This window comes from Acidithiobacillus acidisediminis, assembly GCF_023277115.1.
GTDB lineage: Bacteria > Pseudomonadota > Gammaproteobacteria > Acidithiobacillales > Acidithiobacillaceae > Igneacidithiobacillus > Igneacidithiobacillus acidisediminis.
Genome location: NZ_JALQCS010000001.1, coordinates 1361020 through 1375310, shown reverse-complemented (window position 1 = coordinate 1375310; position 14291 = coordinate 1361020). Strand labels below are relative to the sequence as shown.

The 14291-nt window shown below is 57.2% G+C and carries 16 protein-coding genes; 7 read left to right on the top strand and 9 right to left on the bottom strand.

The window, feature by feature from the left end; translation table 11 throughout:
• Positions 1 to 3 precede the first annotated feature (3 nt).
• A complete protein-coding gene (locus M5D89_RS07000) occupies positions 4 to 657 on the top strand; it encodes a YidH family protein (protein ID WP_248885117.1) in 654 nt (217 codons plus the stop codon).
• Here the strand turns inward: M5D89_RS07000 and pssA are convergent.
• From pssA to tadA, 9 genes are all read right to left on the bottom strand, one after another.
• On the bottom strand, positions 654 to 1397 hold the full coding sequence (pssA, locus tag M5D89_RS06995; RefSeq protein WP_248885116.1) for a CDP-diacylglycerol--serine O-phosphatidyltransferase: 744 nt from the start codon (positions 1395 to 1397) through the stop codon (positions 654 to 656). The genes M5D89_RS07000 and pssA overlap by 4 nt on opposite strands.
• Positions 1394 to 2056: a phosphatidylserine decarboxylase gene (locus tag M5D89_RS06990; RefSeq protein ID WP_248885115.1), complete on the bottom strand. Its 663-nt coding sequence runs from the start codon at positions 2054 to 2056 to the stop codon at positions 1394 to 1396. Before M5D89_RS06990 ends, pssA begins: the two co-directional genes overlap by 4 nt.
• 97 nt (positions 2057 to 2153) lie before the next feature.
• A complete protein-coding gene (gene ilvC, locus M5D89_RS06985; protein WP_248885114.1) occupies positions 2154 to 3170 on the bottom strand; it encodes a ketol-acid reductoisomerase in 1017 nt (338 codons plus the stop codon).
• Positions 3171 to 3197: 27 nt separating this feature from the next.
• Positions 3198 to 3686: an acetolactate synthase small subunit gene (ilvN, locus tag M5D89_RS06980; protein ID WP_248885113.1), complete on the bottom strand. Its 489-nt coding sequence runs from the start codon at positions 3684 to 3686 to the stop codon at positions 3198 to 3200.
• A 4-nt stretch (positions 3687 to 3690) separates the two neighbouring features.
• Positions 3691 to 5436: a biosynthetic-type acetolactate synthase large subunit gene (ilvB, locus tag M5D89_RS06975; protein WP_248885112.1), complete on the bottom strand. Its 1746-nt coding sequence runs from the start codon at positions 5434 to 5436 to the stop codon at positions 3691 to 3693.
• Positions 5437 to 5535: 99 nt separating this feature from the next.
• A complete protein-coding gene (locus M5D89_RS06970; protein ID WP_248885111.1) occupies positions 5536 to 7074 on the bottom strand; it encodes an endonuclease MutS2 in 1539 nt (512 codons plus the stop codon).
• Positions 7074 to 7514, bottom strand: a complete 441-nt coding sequence (locus M5D89_RS06965; protein ID WP_248885110.1) for a hypothetical protein — start codon at positions 7512 to 7514, stop codon at positions 7074 to 7076. Before M5D89_RS06965 ends, M5D89_RS06970 begins: the two co-directional genes overlap by 1 nt.
• On the bottom strand, positions 7511 to 7942 hold the full coding sequence (locus M5D89_RS06960; protein ID WP_248885109.1) for a secondary thiamine-phosphate synthase enzyme YjbQ: 432 nt from the start codon (positions 7940 to 7942) through the stop codon (positions 7511 to 7513). The genes M5D89_RS06965 and M5D89_RS06960 overlap by 4 nt, the downstream gene beginning before the upstream one ends.
• Positions 7939 to 8415 carry a tRNA adenosine(34) deaminase TadA gene (gene tadA, locus M5D89_RS06955; RefSeq protein ID WP_248885108.1) on the bottom strand — a complete coding sequence of 159 codons (477 nt, stop codon included), beginning with the start codon at positions 8413 to 8415 and terminating at the stop codon, positions 7939 to 7941. The genes M5D89_RS06960 and tadA overlap by 4 nt, the downstream gene beginning before the upstream one ends.
• Before the next feature lie 209 nt (positions 8416 to 8624).
• On the opposite strand from tadA, the gene pilM reads away from it, so the two are divergent.
• Genes pilM through M5D89_RS06925 form a run of 6 tightly spaced genes read left to right on the top strand, consistent with a single transcriptional unit; the run spans position 8625 to position 14260 of the window.
• Positions 8625 to 9659: a type IV pilus assembly protein PilM gene (gene pilM / locus M5D89_RS06950; RefSeq protein ID WP_248885107.1), complete on the top strand. Its 1035-nt coding sequence runs from the start codon at positions 8625 to 8627 to the stop codon at positions 9657 to 9659.
• Entirely contained in the window at positions 9656 to 10213 is a 558-nt protein-coding gene (locus tag M5D89_RS06945; protein WP_248885106.1) for a PilN domain-containing protein, read from the top strand. Before pilM ends, M5D89_RS06945 begins: the two co-directional genes overlap by 4 nt.
• Before the next feature lie 4 nt (positions 10214 to 10217).
• On the top strand, positions 10218 to 10862 hold the full coding sequence (locus M5D89_RS06940; RefSeq protein ID WP_248885105.1) for a type IV pilus inner membrane component PilO: 645 nt from the start codon (positions 10218 to 10220) through the stop codon (positions 10860 to 10862).
• Positions 10859 to 11410, top strand: coding sequence for a pilus assembly protein PilP (locus tag M5D89_RS06935; RefSeq protein ID WP_248885104.1), 552 nt, complete (start codon positions 10859 to 10861; stop codon positions 11408 to 11410). Before M5D89_RS06940 ends, M5D89_RS06935 begins: the two co-directional genes overlap by 4 nt.
• 5 nt (positions 11411 to 11415) lie before the next feature.
• Positions 11416 to 13746, top strand: coding sequence for a type IV pilus secretin PilQ (locus M5D89_RS06930; RefSeq protein WP_248885103.1), 2331 nt, complete (start codon positions 11416 to 11418; stop codon positions 13744 to 13746).
• Positions 13733 to 14260, top strand: coding sequence for a shikimate kinase (locus M5D89_RS06925; protein WP_248885102.1), 528 nt, complete (start codon positions 13733 to 13735; stop codon positions 14258 to 14260). The genes M5D89_RS06930 and M5D89_RS06925 overlap by 14 nt, the downstream gene beginning before the upstream one ends.
• Positions 14261 to 14291 lie beyond the last annotated feature (31 nt).

Genomic DNA, 14291 nt, shown 5'->3' with positions numbered 1-14291 from the left:
GCAATGATCCTGCTCCGCCATCTCCCCACAGCCCGCGAACCACGTCTATATATGGCTCTGGAACGCACCTACCTGAGCTATTTCAAGTTGCTGTTCTTCACCATCGGCACGGGCCTTTTGGCCTACCGTCTACAGATCCTCTTCACCGCCCTCGGTGATGCGCACTTCGCGCGACTCTTTACTGAATTGCACCGTCTTCTGATCTGGCCACCCATCGCCCTGATTTTTGTCGTTGGCATCTGGTTTTTTGCCGACCTCCACCATATCGCTCAAGGAATCACCGTGTCTGCCAAAGAAGTCATTGATCCCCGCATCTACATGGCCGCCGAACGCACCTTTCTGGCATGGGTACGTACGGGCATCGGACTGATTGCTTTCGGTTTCGTCATCGAAAAATTTGATTTTTTCCTCGAACAACTCTCCGCCATGCTGCATACCAAGCTCAGCACCGGCGAAGGCTTTTCCGGCATGGGCATTGTCTTTATCGTCCTCGGTGTCAGCAATCTCGTCATCGGTGGGATCAATTTCGTACGCACGGTAAAAAAGGTTGATCAGGGCGAATACCATATACACAAGTGGCTGTACGGTATTTACGGATTCATCTTGTTTTCCGTTACTGCTCTGCTCGCTTATATGATCGTGCGCGTTTCCCCTTAATGGGGATCACGGCGTTGACGGCGGCGCTGGCTGAGTTGCCAGAGCGTGCTCAATACGCCGATGAGGACATAGATCAAGGACAGAAGAAATAGGACCAAAGGTGGGTGCACGGCAATCGCGGCAAGGACGAGTACCACCGCGATGGCGAGGGCGAAAGGCATGCGCCCGTGCAAATCAATATCCTTGAAACTGCGGTAGCGAATATTGCTCACCATCAGCAGACCGAGAAAATACACCAAGGCCAAGGCAAGGTATTGCGCAATCTGCGTCAACCACGGATAGCCCTCCCCCACTGCCACCCACACCAGACTGGCCAGGACCGTGGCTGCAGTAGGGATGGGTAAGCCCTGAAAATAGCGTTTGGAACTGCTGTGCGCTTGACTATTGAATCGCGCCAGGCGCAGTGCTCCGCAGGCCGTAAAAACAAACGCTCCGAGCCAGCCGAATTTACCAAAGGACTGCAAGCCCCAGAGCAGCACCAGCAGCGATGGGGCAATACCAAAGGCGATCACATCCGCCAAGGAATCATATTCGGCACCAAAGGCGCTTTGGGTACCGGTCATGCGCGCCACCCGCCCATCGAGGCCATCGAGGATCATGGCAATGAAAATGACGATGGCTGCGACCCGATAGTGGCCATGGATCGACGCGACAATCGAATAAAAGCCGCCAAAGAGACTGGCCGTGGTAAAGAGATTGGGGAGCAGATAGACTCCACGACGCGGATAGCGCTGGTTCACCTGAGCGATTCCAGGCGGGCGATCCACTCCGCTCCGGAGCGCACCCGCTGTCCTAGGGAGACCAAGGGTTCGGTGCCGACGGGTAGGTAGGTATCAACCCGCGACCCGAAGCGAATAAAGCCAAAGCGTTGACCGCATCGGACGGATTCCGGCGGCTGCACATAGCAGAGGATGCGCCGCGCCACCAATCCCGCCACCTGTACCACCGTCACGTCCTGCCCGCCTTCGGTGTGCACCCAGAGCGCATTGCGTTCGTTCTCCTGCGAGGCCTTGTCGAGGGCGGCATTGAAAAAACGTCCCGGGACATACCAGCGTTGCTGCAAGGTCCCGCTGACCGGTAGGCGATTAACATGAACATCGAAGACGTTCATAAAAATACTGATTTTTAGGGCCTGACGCTGCAGGTACGGATCCTCTACCTCCTCAATGGCGATGACGCGGCCATCCGCCGGACAGAGAACTCCACCCGACAACGCTGTCGGCAGAGCACGCGCCGGGTCGCGAAAAAATTGCAGGCTGAAGAGCAACAACAAAAAGAATGGCAACGCCAGGTACCAGAAGCCAAAAAACGCCAGCACTAGGGTCAACAAAAAAAAGAGCGCCAGAAAGGGCCAGCCTTCTCGCGCCAGAAGAGGATAGGGGTAAGATGAATTTCGCATGGCGCAAGCCTAACAGGGCGCTAGCACAAGAGAAAGATAAAACGCCAGACAGGCCCTGCCCCGATCCGGAAGCGGATCGAGGCATATCCCCTGGGAATCAGTTGCGAGACCGGTCGACAATCCGATTCTGACCGATCCAGGTCATCATCGAGCGCAGCTTCTGTCCGACCACTTCCAACGGATGTTCGGCGGCCAAGCGGCGCATAGCCTGCATTTTCGCCTTGCCAGCCTGGTTTTCCAGGATGAATTCGCGGGCAAACTCGCCCGTCTGAATCTCCTGCAAAATCTTCTTCATCTCTTCCTTGGCACGCGCATCCACTACCCGCGGGCCGCGGGTAAAGTCGCCGTACTCGGCGGTATTGGAGATGGAGTAACGCATGTTGGCGATACCACCCTCGTACATCAGGTCGACAATGAGCTTGAGCTCATGCAGACATTCAAAGTAGGCCATCTCCGGGGCGTATCCTGCCTCGGTCAGGGTCTCGAAACCTGCCTGTACCAGGGCGCTGACGCCACCACAAAGGACGGCCTGCTCACCAAAGAGATCTGTCTCGGTCTCTTCCCGGAAGCTGGTCTCGATGACACCGGCGCGGGCGCCCCCGATGGCCTTGGCGTAGGATAGGGCAAGATTGTGGGCGTTCCCCGAGGCATCCTGGTGCACGGCGATCAGACACGGCACACCGCCACCCTGGGTATAGGTGGAACGCACCAGATGGCCTGGCCCCTTGGGGGCGACCAAAAAACAATCCAGATCCGCGCGGGGGTGAATCTGCCCGAAGTGGACGTTGAATCCATGGGCAAAAAGCAGCGCCGCCCCTTCTTTGATATGCGGAGCAATCTCCTCCCGGTACAGTGCCGCCTGACCCTCGTCTGGGGTCAGGATCATGACCAGATCCGCATCGGCAACGGCCTGCGCGACCGTCTTGGCCTCCAGGCCAGCATTTTTCGCCTTGTCCCAAGAGGGTGAGCCTTCCCGCAGTCCAACCACCACCTGCACGCCGGACTCTTTCAGGTTGAGAGCATGGGCATGACCCTGGGAACCATAGCCCAGAATGGCCACCTTCTTCTTCTGGATCAGGGAAAGGTCGGCGTCGTTATCGTAATAAACTTTCATGAAATCCTCGAGAGAACGAAAAAAACATCAAATACTCTTGGCGCCACGACTGATGGCACTGGCGCCACTGCGTACCACTTCTATGACCATACCCGGATCGAGAGCATGGAGGAAGGCATCGAGTTTTTCTCCTGTACCGGTGAGCTCGATGGTGTAGCTCCGGTCGGTGACATCAATAATGCGCCCGCGAAAGATGTCGGACAGACGCTTCACTTCTTCCCGATCCGGGCCTACCGCGTGTACCTTGATCAGCATCAGCTCGCGCTCGATGTGCGGCCCCTCACTCAGATCATGCACACGGATGACCTCTACCAGTTTATTCAACTGTTTCAGGACCTGCTCCATGATCTCTTCCGAGCCCTGGGTGAGGATGGTCATGCGCGAGACACTGGCCTCGTGGGTAGGTGCGACCGTCATGGCCTCGATATTGTAACCGCGCGCCGAAAATAGGCCCGCGACCCGCGACAAGGCACCAGCCTCATTTTCCAGCAAGACAGAGATGATGTGTCGACGCATGGTGTTACACCAGAATCATGTCAGAAAGCGCAGCACCCGCAGGTACCATGGGATAGACATTCTCCAGACGATCCACGAGAAAATCCATGAATACTGTGCGATCACGCAGACGCAGTGCCTCGCGGATTACGGGCTCGACATCGCTTGGCTTTTCGGCCCGCAGGCCCACGTGACCATAGGCCTCGGCCAGCTTGACGAAATCTGGCAAGGCATCCATGTAGCTCGATGCATAGCGCTCTTCGTAAAAGAACTCCTGCCATTGTCGTACCATGCCAAGGTAGCCATTATTCAGGCAGGCGATCTTCACCGGCAGTTTATATTGCTGGCAGGTGGACAATTCCTGGATATTCATCTGGATGCTTCCCTCGCCAGTCACACACAGCACCGTTGCTTCGGGATGGGCCATCTGCGCACCCATCGCTGCCGGCAGGCCGAAGCCCATGGTGCCTAGGCCGCCACTGTTGATCCAGCGCCGTGGATGATCAAAGCCATAAAACTGCGCCGCCCACATCTGATGCTGTCCAACATCGGAGCTGACGAAGGCGTCGCCACCCGTGAGTTCGAAAAGTTTCTGGATGACAAACTGCGGTTTGATGATGGACTCGCCCTGATCATAATGGAGGCAATTCCGCTGCCGCCATTCCTCGATCTGCGCCCACCAGCGCTGGCGAGCGACGGAATCCTGCGGCAACTGCAGTTCTTCCGAGAGCTCATTCATTTCCCGCAGCACGGCCCGCAGATCGCCCACTACCGGCACATCCACCTTGACATTCTTGGAAATAGAGGCCGGATCGACATCCACATGAACAATCTTGGCGTGGGGGGCAAAGTGGCTCAGATTTCCCGTTACCCGATCGTCGAAACGCGCCCCCAAGGCAATCAACACGTCACAGTGCTGTACCGCCATGTTGGCCTCGTAGGTGCCGTGCATGCCCAGCATCCCCACAAACTGGCGATCCGCGGCAGGGTAGCCGCCCAAGCCCATGAGCGTATTGGTAATGGGGGCATCAAAACGGCGCACCAATTGCGTGAGCTCCGCAGCGCTGTCGGAGAGGATGACACCTCCACCGGTATAGAATAGCGGCCGTTCCGCCGTCGCAATGAGCTGCAAGGCCTTGCGTAACTGACCGGCATGCCCCTTCACCGTCGGCCGGTAGGAGCGCAACTGTACCTTTTCGGGATATTCATAAGCACAGCGCTTGGCCGTCACATCCTTCGGGATATCGACGAGCACTGGCCCTGGACGTCCAGAAGCCGCCAAATAGAATGCCGTTTTGATGGTCTGGGCGAGATCCCGTACGTCGCGCACCAAAAAATTGTGTTTGGTGCACGGTCGGGTGATGCCCACCGTATCGACTTCCTGGAAGGCGTCGTTGCCGATCAGAGCAACCGGGACCTGACCGCTGATCACCACCAATGGGATAGAATCCATGTACGCCGTGGCAATACCCGTCACCGCATTGGTGGCACCGGGACCACTGGTTACCAGCGCCACCCCTACCTTGCCGGTGCTGCGCGAGTAGGCGTCGGCTGCATGCACCGCCGCCTGCTCATGCCGAACCAGCACATGTTGTACGGCATCCTGCTTGTCGAGCTCATCGTAAATATAGAGCACGGCACCGCCGGGGTAACCAAATACGGTCTCCACGCCCTCGTCGCGCAGCGCCCGCACGACAATCTCGGCGCCCGTCAGCTCTTCCGCAGCCATGGCTTGCTTGGCGCGTTCGCGGGTATCGTTGGGGGCAGACATGATTAGAGACTCCTCACACAATCAGGATCTAGCGGCCAACGCTATGCAGTTTTGACCACAGCGTCAAATAAAAATGCCTTGGCGAAACCGTACCTTCCTCTATGCACCTTGATGGAGGCGTTGGAGATGGGCGCGCGCCGCACGCACCAGTGACTCGGGCAAACCGGATTTTTCGGCAATGAGCAGGCCAAGGGACTTTCCCGGCACGCCAATTTCCAGCTCATAGGTGGGCTCCAAACGCTCATGATCGAAGCGCATGGAGGCGTTTTGCAATGCCGGGTGTTCAGCGGCGAAGATCTTGATCGGGGTCAGATGTGTGGTCACCATGCCCCGCACCCCACGCCCCGCAAGCTCATCCAGGACCGCCATAGCCATGGCCGCACCTTCTTCTGGGTCCGTTCCCGTACCCAGTTCGTCGAGCAAGATCAAGGTACGGTCATCCGCCTCTGCCAGCAGCTTTTTCAGCATGGCGACGTGACCAGAAAAGGTGGAGAGGGCAAAGGCCATACTCTGCGGGTCCCCCATATCCACGAAGATCTTGGCGAAGCGCCCAACCACGGCACGGCCGGAAACCGGCACATGCAGCCCACATTGCGCCATTAACGCCAGGAGACCAACGGTCTTCAGCGACACACTTTTGCCCCCGGTATTCGGTCCCGTCACCACCAGAATGGGATTCGCTGCATCAATGCGCACACTGAGTGGCTTTGGCGCCGGCCCGCGATGATCGACATGGGCGAGCCACAACTGCGGGTGCACCGCGCCCTCCAAGACTAAGATCGGCTCCTCTACCAACTCCGCCGCTTGCGCACGCAGATGGAGAGAGAGCTGCGCGCCGGCGATGGCCAGATCGAGCCAGGTCAGGGCATCCACTAATTTCTGCAGTGCTGGCAGGAGCTCGCGCACCTGATCAGTGAGACTACGCAGGAGCGACTGATTCTCCTGTTCGATGTTGCCGGAGATTTTTTCCAGGCGATTGTTGGCGGCCACCAGCTCCATGGGCTCCACCACCGTGCCATGCCCCCCGGGACCACTGCCCCGCCGCACCCCGCGGATTTCTTCCCGCGAACCATCTGGCAGATGCACCGATAACCGCTGGCCGGCCCAGTGTGCCTTGCCCCCACCCCGCAAATGCGACTGAATCTGCCTTTGCGCTGCTTCCCGCTCTTGCTTGAGTTCGGCATGCAGGGCTCGCAAAGCGCTATTGCCATCCTCGCGTACCGAACCATTGGGCAGGAGTACGGCGTCGATTGCGTCAATCAGCACCGCAGGCGCATCGAGAACCTCTGCGCCCAGGGGCAGGAGCGCCGGACGCGACTCGGCATAGGGGCGTAACTCCTGTCCCACGCGCAAGATCCGATGAAGATTGCGCAGGGCTTGTCCGGAGAGCGCGGCACCGGGCGCAGCCGCCTGGCGCAAGGCTGGCCGCGGGTCGGGAAGTTCGGGGAGAACGGGACCGGCACCAGACTCCAGGCCGAAGCGCGCTGCGGTAATCGCCTCTTGCAGTTGCCGGGCAGATGCCAGCGTCGGCGCTGGACCTAGATTGCGGGCCGCATCGGCACCCATCGGGGTAGCAGAAAGCTTTTCGAGCAGGCGACGAATGCCCTCGAAATCCAACAGCTTCCAGTCGCCTTCCATCAATCACCTCGCTCTGCTTGCAATAGGTTTCGCCACCAACGCAGCCGTCCCTCTGGGATAACCACCGGACCGGGCACCACTTCCGGGCGCAGCCGCGACACAATCCACCCAGGTGGAATCTGTTTGCCGCTGCTGCCACAAGAGGCACCAAGATTGTTGGGGTCGTAGATCTTCACCAGTTGCGGGGCGCTGCGATCATCCACATAGACGATGCCCAGGTATTTTTCGCGATGATCGCGGCGCAAGAGCAGATCGATCTCCGCCAGCACTCGGCAAAACGTGGCCGCAGACAGCGGCTGTACGGGTGGCTCCTGGCCGACGAAATACACATACCAGCCCTCCTCTGCCTGCGCCTGGAGCCTGGCGACCAAATCCGCCCACTGCTCCCAGTCGCGGATCGCCCACAACATCCCGCCATAGACATCCAAAAAATCGCTCATTTTCCTTCTCCGATAAAACTGAGCAGCAGCCGACGCTGCTGCGCTCGTTCACGATGCTCCAGCAGGTAGACGCCTTGCCAGGTGCCAAGACACAAGCGTCCGCCGCGCACCGGAATCTGCAGACTCTGGGTACCGAGCAAGGTACGGATATGCGCCGACATGTCATCCGGTCCCTCATTGCGATGGCGATACCGCAGGTCATCATCAGGGACCAGGCGCGCAAGAAAATCGAGGATATCCGCTTGCACGTCGCTGTCGGCATTTTCCTGCAGTGCGAGGCTTGCCGAGGTGTGCGGTAGGAACAGCTGCACCCAGCCATGTTGCGCCGCGATCGTCTGCAACCAGTCACACAAGGGACTGGTGATTTCATAGAAACGTCGCCCCTGCGTCGGCAGAGACCATTCTTCATCCCATTGTTTCATCGTCATAGTGTAGTCGTTCGTCGCGCCCGAAAAAAATCCTTGAGTAGGCGAGACGCCTCATCTGCGAGCACCCCCCCTTGCCATTCGAGCCGATGATTGCTGGGCGCCACACTGGGCAGCTGCAAATGGCTCTCGACCACCCCCGCCTTCGGGTCGGCTGCCGCATAGACCACCCGCGCCATGCGTGCATGAATAATGGCGCCAAAGCACATAACACAAGGTTCCAGGGTGACATAGAGCGTACACCCAGCCAGGCGATAATTTCCCAGGCGTTGCGCCCCCTGCCGCAGCGCCACGATCTCTGCATGGGCCGTTGGATCGGTGGCGGTGATAGGCGCGTTGTGGACACTGGCCAGCAATCGACCTTCTCCATCCACCAACACCGCCCCAACCGGTACCTCGCCCAGGGCCGCCGCTTGATGTGCGCAGTCCAGCGCGATGCGCATCCACCATTCATCCGTCGATTGCCGCAATCCCACAGAAATATCCACAGCGAAGTTGAATAGCAGTCTATCCAGAATGTTCTGGCGCACCAAATCCGACTGGCTCAGAGCGCAGATTTTTGCCGGTCTGCCTTGACAGGAACCGGAATGCTGCTAATTTCCCGGTCGAGTTGCAAAAAGCAGACGCTTGCTTGGGAACAGCACAGCGGTTCATTACGCACTAAGGTGAGGAAAACATGCTACGCATGCCCCGTCCCCCACTGCTTGGTCTCGATATTGGACCCGAAGCAGTGAAACTTGTAGAACTGTCTTCCGCACGCGGACAGCTTTCCGTCACGCACGTCGATAGTGAGACGATACTGCAGCACCCTGGGAACGAACAGGACGGGCACGATCTCGAACCGACCAGCACTGCCATACGCAGCATTCTGCAACGATCGCGCATTCGCACCAAAAGAGCCGCGACTGCGTTACCATCCAATAACGCGATCGTCAAAATCATTTCGCTGCCGGCGGGCATGCGTGACGACATCATCGAAGAACAGATTCGTTACGAAGGACAACAATATATCCCCTTTCCCATGGATCAGGTCAATTTCGATTTTTCTCCCCTGGGACCTGATGCAGAACGTAAGGGATATCAGCAGGTCCTTCTGGTTGCCAGCAAAAAAGATCAGGTAGAAGATATCTCAGCGATATTGGAGGATGCCGGCCTCAAGCCCAGCATTCTTGACGTGCGTCAATTCTCCCTGTGGACGCTTCTCCATCACCTGGATCCGCAAATCCATTCGGAGAAAGGCGGGGTCGTGATGATTGAAATCGGCGCCAACACCACCGGCGTGCATGTATTCGAGAACTCCCAACCCATTTATTCTCGTGATCATAATTTCGGCACCGCCAGATTGATCGAAAGAATTTCCCAGCATTTTGGGTTGAGTCCAGAGGACGCTCTGCGAATGCAGCGTTTTGGTGGCCTTCCTGCGGAGTACGAGAAAGAGGTACTTATCCCGTTCGTCGCCGACCTCGGTCGGGAAATGCTGCGCGCCCTGGATTTTTTCCAGGCCAGCCTGCCGGACGTCAGCTTTCGTAAGGTCGTTCTTTTTGGCGCGGGCGCCAACTTGCCTAATATTGCCCAGCAACTTCCCGGTTTTACGGTGGAAGCCCCCGATCCCTTTCGCGGCATGCTTGCTGGGCCGAAGGTCAATGAACGCTTCTTGCGCAGCGAGGGCTCTTCCATGGCGGTAGCTTGCGGTCTAGCTTTACGGAGGTTTGCGGAATGATACTGATCAACCTGCTTCCGCATCGAGAAAGCAAGAGAGCGCAGCAACAGCAATTTTTCCTAGTCGGACTCCTTTTGATCCTGATCGTTGCGGGAGTGATCTATTATGGCGTCTATCAGATCTTCGTTGCTCGCGTGCAGTCTGAGCAGCAGAAAATAACCTATTTACAAGGGGTAACGCAGCAACTGGATGTGAAAATCGCTTCCATTGCGGATCTGCGCAAGAAACGGGATGCGCTTCTCGCGCGGGAGAAGATTATCGGAGTGTTACAGGATCGCCGTGACCTGAGTGTACGCATATTCAATACGCTGTCCTCCATTACGCCATCCGGAGTGTTCCTGACCAAGCTACAACAACAGGGCAACACCATTACCCTTTCCGGTTATGCGGAAGGCAATGATCAGGTCGCCGCATTCATGCGCCAAATTGAACACAGCGGGGTATTCAACAAACCGACCCTGGACATCATCAGCAAGGCGCAATTGGGGGGAGAAGAAGTGAACCAGTTCACCTTGCAAATGCAAACCCAATTGCCCACGGCAAAGCCGGAGTAACAATATGACCTGGGATGAAATCAACAACCTGCAGCTCGATGATCTCATGCGCCTTCCGGTCAAGACCAAGGCGATCATTGCTCTCATCATCATCATCCTGTTGGGAATCGTCGCCTGGTTCTGGTTCATTTCGCCAGAAAATGAGAAATATGGTGACCTGCGGGCACAAGTCCAAAGCATGAAGGAGCAGGTCCGTCAAAAGCAGATGCTCGCAGCAGATCTGCCCGCTTATCAGGCGCAGATCAAGGAGATGAAACAGCGTTTCCAGCGCTTCTTGCAACAACTGCCGGATCGCGCTCAGATTCCCTCCTTGCTCGACGATGTTACCCTAGCCGGGCGTAGCCGCGGCCTGGAGTTTACGCTCTTCCAACCGCTCCCTGAGGTCAACAAAAACTTTTATGCCAAAATTCCAGTAAAGATCAATGTGGTGGGAACCTACGGCGATATTGGACGTTTTGCTGCTGCGGTCGCAGCCATGCCGCGCATCGTGACCATTGACGAGATCAATATCGTGCCTGCCGCCGGAGAAGCCAATGCTGCACCTCTTGCCAAGGCGCTGGCAGCGCAGAAATTGCAAATGTCCTGCGTCGCCACGACGTACCGCTACATTCAGACCAAGGTAGAGGGGAAAACGGAGGCTGAAAAATGAAGCGCAGCAGCCAAATCGGTATGTTATTGACTATGGCGATTCTCCTGAGCGCCTGCTCCCAGAACAATAACCTAGACAAGCTCCGTGCATTTGTCGCGCAAGGGCCAGATCTCCATCCCAAGATTGAAGCGCTTCCACCCATTCCGCATTACACGGCAACCGCGTATAGCAACCCGCAAGATCGCGACCCCTTCACCAGTTTTTCCGCGTTGGCGCTACGTCAGGAAGCAGAGACCCAGAGTCAGGGGGCTGCACCCAAGCGCAAAGGCCCGCTGCAACCTCTCGAAAAATACGCAGTGGGCAGTCTGACCTTGACCGGCATCCTCCAGGCAGAGGGGCAAGAGTGGGCGGTTTTCCTGACCCCAGACAGCAAAGTGTATCGGGCAGCGGTAGGCTCTGGTATCGGCGACAAGAATGGACACATTGTCGCCATCGATCCAAAACGCCACGAGGTCATCATTACCCAATATCTCCCAAATGCCTTTGGGGGTTATCAAAAACAAAACACCACGCTGCACTTTCAGAGCAATGGATCTGAGCAAGGATGAAGCACATGAACCCAAATGATTCTTTTGCAGTTCTCCCGACCCATCATAGCCGTGGAAAACGCTCTGCTGCATTGCGCGTAGCCCTGCTGTCCGCCCTTGCCTGCATGACAGTCAGCAGCGTTAGTTGGGCAGAAAGCTTGATCCAGGGTCTGCAGGTCCAGACGGGTGCCAAGGGGACCATCCTCAATATTCAGAGTGACTCCCGTCCAGCCTATGATGTGAACACCTCCAATCATGGCTACCGCGTGCGCATCGACTTTCAGGATGCCCATTTTCTCCCCCAGGCAGCCAATGTGGCAGGCGGCGGCGTCATCGAAAACATCCTGACGGAGAATGATGGACACAATGCGCGCATTGATCTCCTCCTGAAATCACCCCAGGCAGTGATGGTAGAACCTGCCGCTGCGGGGTATCGCCTGCGCTTTGCTGCCCTGCATGAGGCCGCGACACCAGCGCCGCAGCCAGCCGCGCCCGTCCCGAGCGACAGCGGCAATATCGCCACTCCGGTTACCGCAACTGTGCCCGCCTATAGCGGCACCAGCATCGACAATCTGGCGTTCCACCGCGAAAAAAATGGCGCTGGCATGCTCTCTCTCGATATCCATGGGATGCAGCCGCGGATGGATGTCAGTCGCGAGCCGGGGCGTCTGGTGGTCACCCTGCACGACACCCAAGTACCCACCAGCCTGACGCATCGCTTTGGCACAGACCAATTCGGGACCCCGGTACAATATGTGGATGTCTACCCGATTGGTAGCGATACCCGTCTCATCTTTCATATCGGCGGACCATTCCAATACTCTGCCTACCAGCTTGGCAGTCAAACGATGATCTCGGTGCGTCACGAAGCAGCCAATGCCGTCGCAGAGAATCCAATGCAAAGCAAACGCTTGAGCATGGACTTTCAAAACATTAGTGTGCGGGATGCATTACAGGTCATCGCCGATTTCACACATCAGAATATCGTGGTTTCCAACAGCGTTACGGGAACGGTCTCGATTCGCCTAAAGAACGAGCCGTGGGAAGAGGCCTTCAAGGTCATACTGGAATCCCAGGGCCTGGCCGTGAAGCACATTGGCAACATCCTCTGGGTGGCACCGGCAAATCAGATTACTAGCCAGGAAGAGGCCGAACTGAAGGCCGAGGCCAGCAAGCGCAAGCTGGAACCATTGGTCACCGAACTCATTCCGCTCAAATATGCCCGCGCCAGCCAGATCGCCGATCTGCTGCGTGGATTTTCCCAGCAGGTCAACGATAATAATTCTGGGAATGGTCTGAACTTACAACAGAGCCATGCTCTCGCTTCTGCCCTGGGCATTCCCTCGGAAAATCTAATTGGCAACTCTTTGCTCGGATCCCGTGGTTCTGTTTCGGTGGTCACGCGCACGAATAGCCTTCTGGTGCGCGACACCCCCCAAGACATTGACAACATTAAAAAGCTCGTTGCCCAGATTGACAAGCCTGTACCCCAAGTATTGATTGAAGCGCGGATCGTGCAGATCACCACCAATGCCGCACAATCGCTAGGTATTCAGTGGGGCGGAACCTACACCTCCGGCGCTGGCGGTGGCATCATCAACCTCTCCGGTACCGGCGCTTCCAACAGTACAAGTACCCAAGGCGGCAATTACCCCATTGGTAGCTTCGGTGGTGGTGGTTCTGGGGGCAGTAGTACTACCACTGGCAGCACCAGCGGTGGCGTGCCGGCCATTGTGAATCTACCAGCCTATGCACCGAGCGGCAGCCCCCTTACCGGCCTCAATCCTGCTTCTCTCGGCTTTGCCCTGGGCAACGCCTCGGGTAGTCGCATCCTCAACCTGCAATTACAGGCGCTACAGGCAGCCAACAAGGCGAAGATCATCTCCAGCCCGAAGGTGCTGACGGAGGACAACGAAACCGCCACTATCGCCCAGGGTACGGAAATCCCTTACCAGCAGGCCTCCAGCAGTGGCGCTACCGCAGTGACCTTCAAGAAGGCCGAACTGGCGTTGAAGGTGACACCGCATATTGCGCCCAATGGCAAGGTCACCATGGATGTGGATGCCACCAACAATCAACCGAACTATGCCCAGGTGACGGCGGGTGGCGTCCCTATCAATACCCAGGAAGTCAAGACTAAGCTCTTGGTAAACAATGGACAGACGGTCGTGATCGGTGGTATCTACACCGAAACCAATAGCACCAGCCAGTCTGGTGTTCCGTTATTGAAGGATATCCCTCTCCTCGGCTGGCTGTTCAAGGCCAAGGAGTACAATACCGCCCAGACCGAACTACTTGTCTTCATCACCCCCAAGGTGGTGGGGGGCGGCGCGGACTCAGGAGATGACGCTGGCTAGGATTATCCTCATTGGCCCCATGGGGTCAGGGAAAAGCACCATCGGCCGCCTTTTGGCGGCCCGTTTGCGTTGGCAATTTGTCGATGCGGATACGCGCATCGTTGCCACGACGGGGGTAGATATTCCAACCATCTTTGCCATTGAGGGAGAAGCAGGGTTTCGGGAACGAGAACATCGCGCCTTACAAGAGATTGCAAATGAAGAGGAGGATATCGTCTTGGCCACGGGCGGCGGTGCCATCCTCGACCCACGCAATCGGCCGCTTCTGCGCAGCATGGGGGAAGTCATCTATCTGGAGGTCAGCGTCGCAGAACAGCTCAAACGCCTGCGTCATGATCGACAACGCCCCTTACTGCAAGTGGACAATCTGCGCCAACGTCTGGAGGACCTGGCAGGGCAACGCACGGCCCTATATCGACAGACGGCACATTGGCGCGTGCGCGGTGATATGCAACGATCCGATCAGGTATTGCGCCAGATTCTGCGCCATTTGCGTAATCTCTGCTCCGGCTAGCCGCGCAAAAAACTTTGCAGGAGAGCGTCAG

Excerpts from the sequence above, each read along its gene's own strand:
- M5D89_RS07000 (WP_248885117.1), top strand. The coding sequence starts at position 4 with ATGATCCTGCTCCGCCATCTCCCCACAGCCCGCGAACCACGTCTATAT.
- M5D89_RS06990 (WP_248885115.1), bottom strand. The coding sequence starts at position 2,056 with ATGCGAAATTCATCTTACCCCTATCCTCTTCTGGCGCGAGAAGGCTGG.
- ilvC (WP_248885114.1), bottom strand. The coding sequence starts at position 3,170 with ATGAAAGTTTATTACGATAACGACGCCGACCTTTCCCTGATCCAGAAG.
- ilvN (WP_248885113.1), bottom strand. The coding sequence starts at position 3,686 with ATGCGTCGACACATCATCTCTGTCTTGCTGGAAAATGAGGCTGGTGCC.
- ilvB (WP_248885112.1), bottom strand. The coding sequence starts at position 5,436 with ATGTCTGCCCCCAACGATACCCGCGAACGCGCCAAGCAAGCCATGGCT.
- M5D89_RS06970 (WP_248885111.1), bottom strand. The coding sequence starts at position 7,074 with ATGGAAGGCGACTGGAAGCTGTTGGATTTCGAGGGCATTCGTCGCCTG.
- M5D89_RS06965 (WP_248885110.1), bottom strand. The coding sequence starts at position 7,514 with ATGAGCGATTTTTTGGATGTCTATGGCGGGATGTTGTGGGCGATCCGC.
- M5D89_RS06960 (WP_248885109.1), bottom strand. The coding sequence starts at position 7,942 with ATGACGATGAAACAATGGGATGAAGAATGGTCTCTGCCGACGCAGGGG.
- pilM (WP_248885107.1), top strand. The coding sequence starts at position 8,625 with ATGCCCCGTCCCCCACTGCTTGGTCTCGATATTGGACCCGAAGCAGTG.
- M5D89_RS06945 (WP_248885106.1), top strand. The coding sequence starts at position 9,656 with ATGATACTGATCAACCTGCTTCCGCATCGAGAAAGCAAGAGAGCGCAG.
- M5D89_RS06940 (WP_248885105.1), top strand. The coding sequence starts at position 10,218 with ATGACCTGGGATGAAATCAACAACCTGCAGCTCGATGATCTCATGCGC.
- M5D89_RS06935 (WP_248885104.1), top strand. The coding sequence starts at position 10,859 with ATGAAGCGCAGCAGCCAAATCGGTATGTTATTGACTATGGCGATTCTC.
- M5D89_RS06930 (WP_248885103.1), top strand. The coding sequence starts at position 11,416 with ATGAACCCAAATGATTCTTTTGCAGTTCTCCCGACCCATCATAGCCGT.
- M5D89_RS06925 (WP_248885102.1), top strand. The coding sequence starts at position 13,733 with ATGACGCTGGCTAGGATTATCCTCATTGGCCCCATGGGGTCAGGGAAA.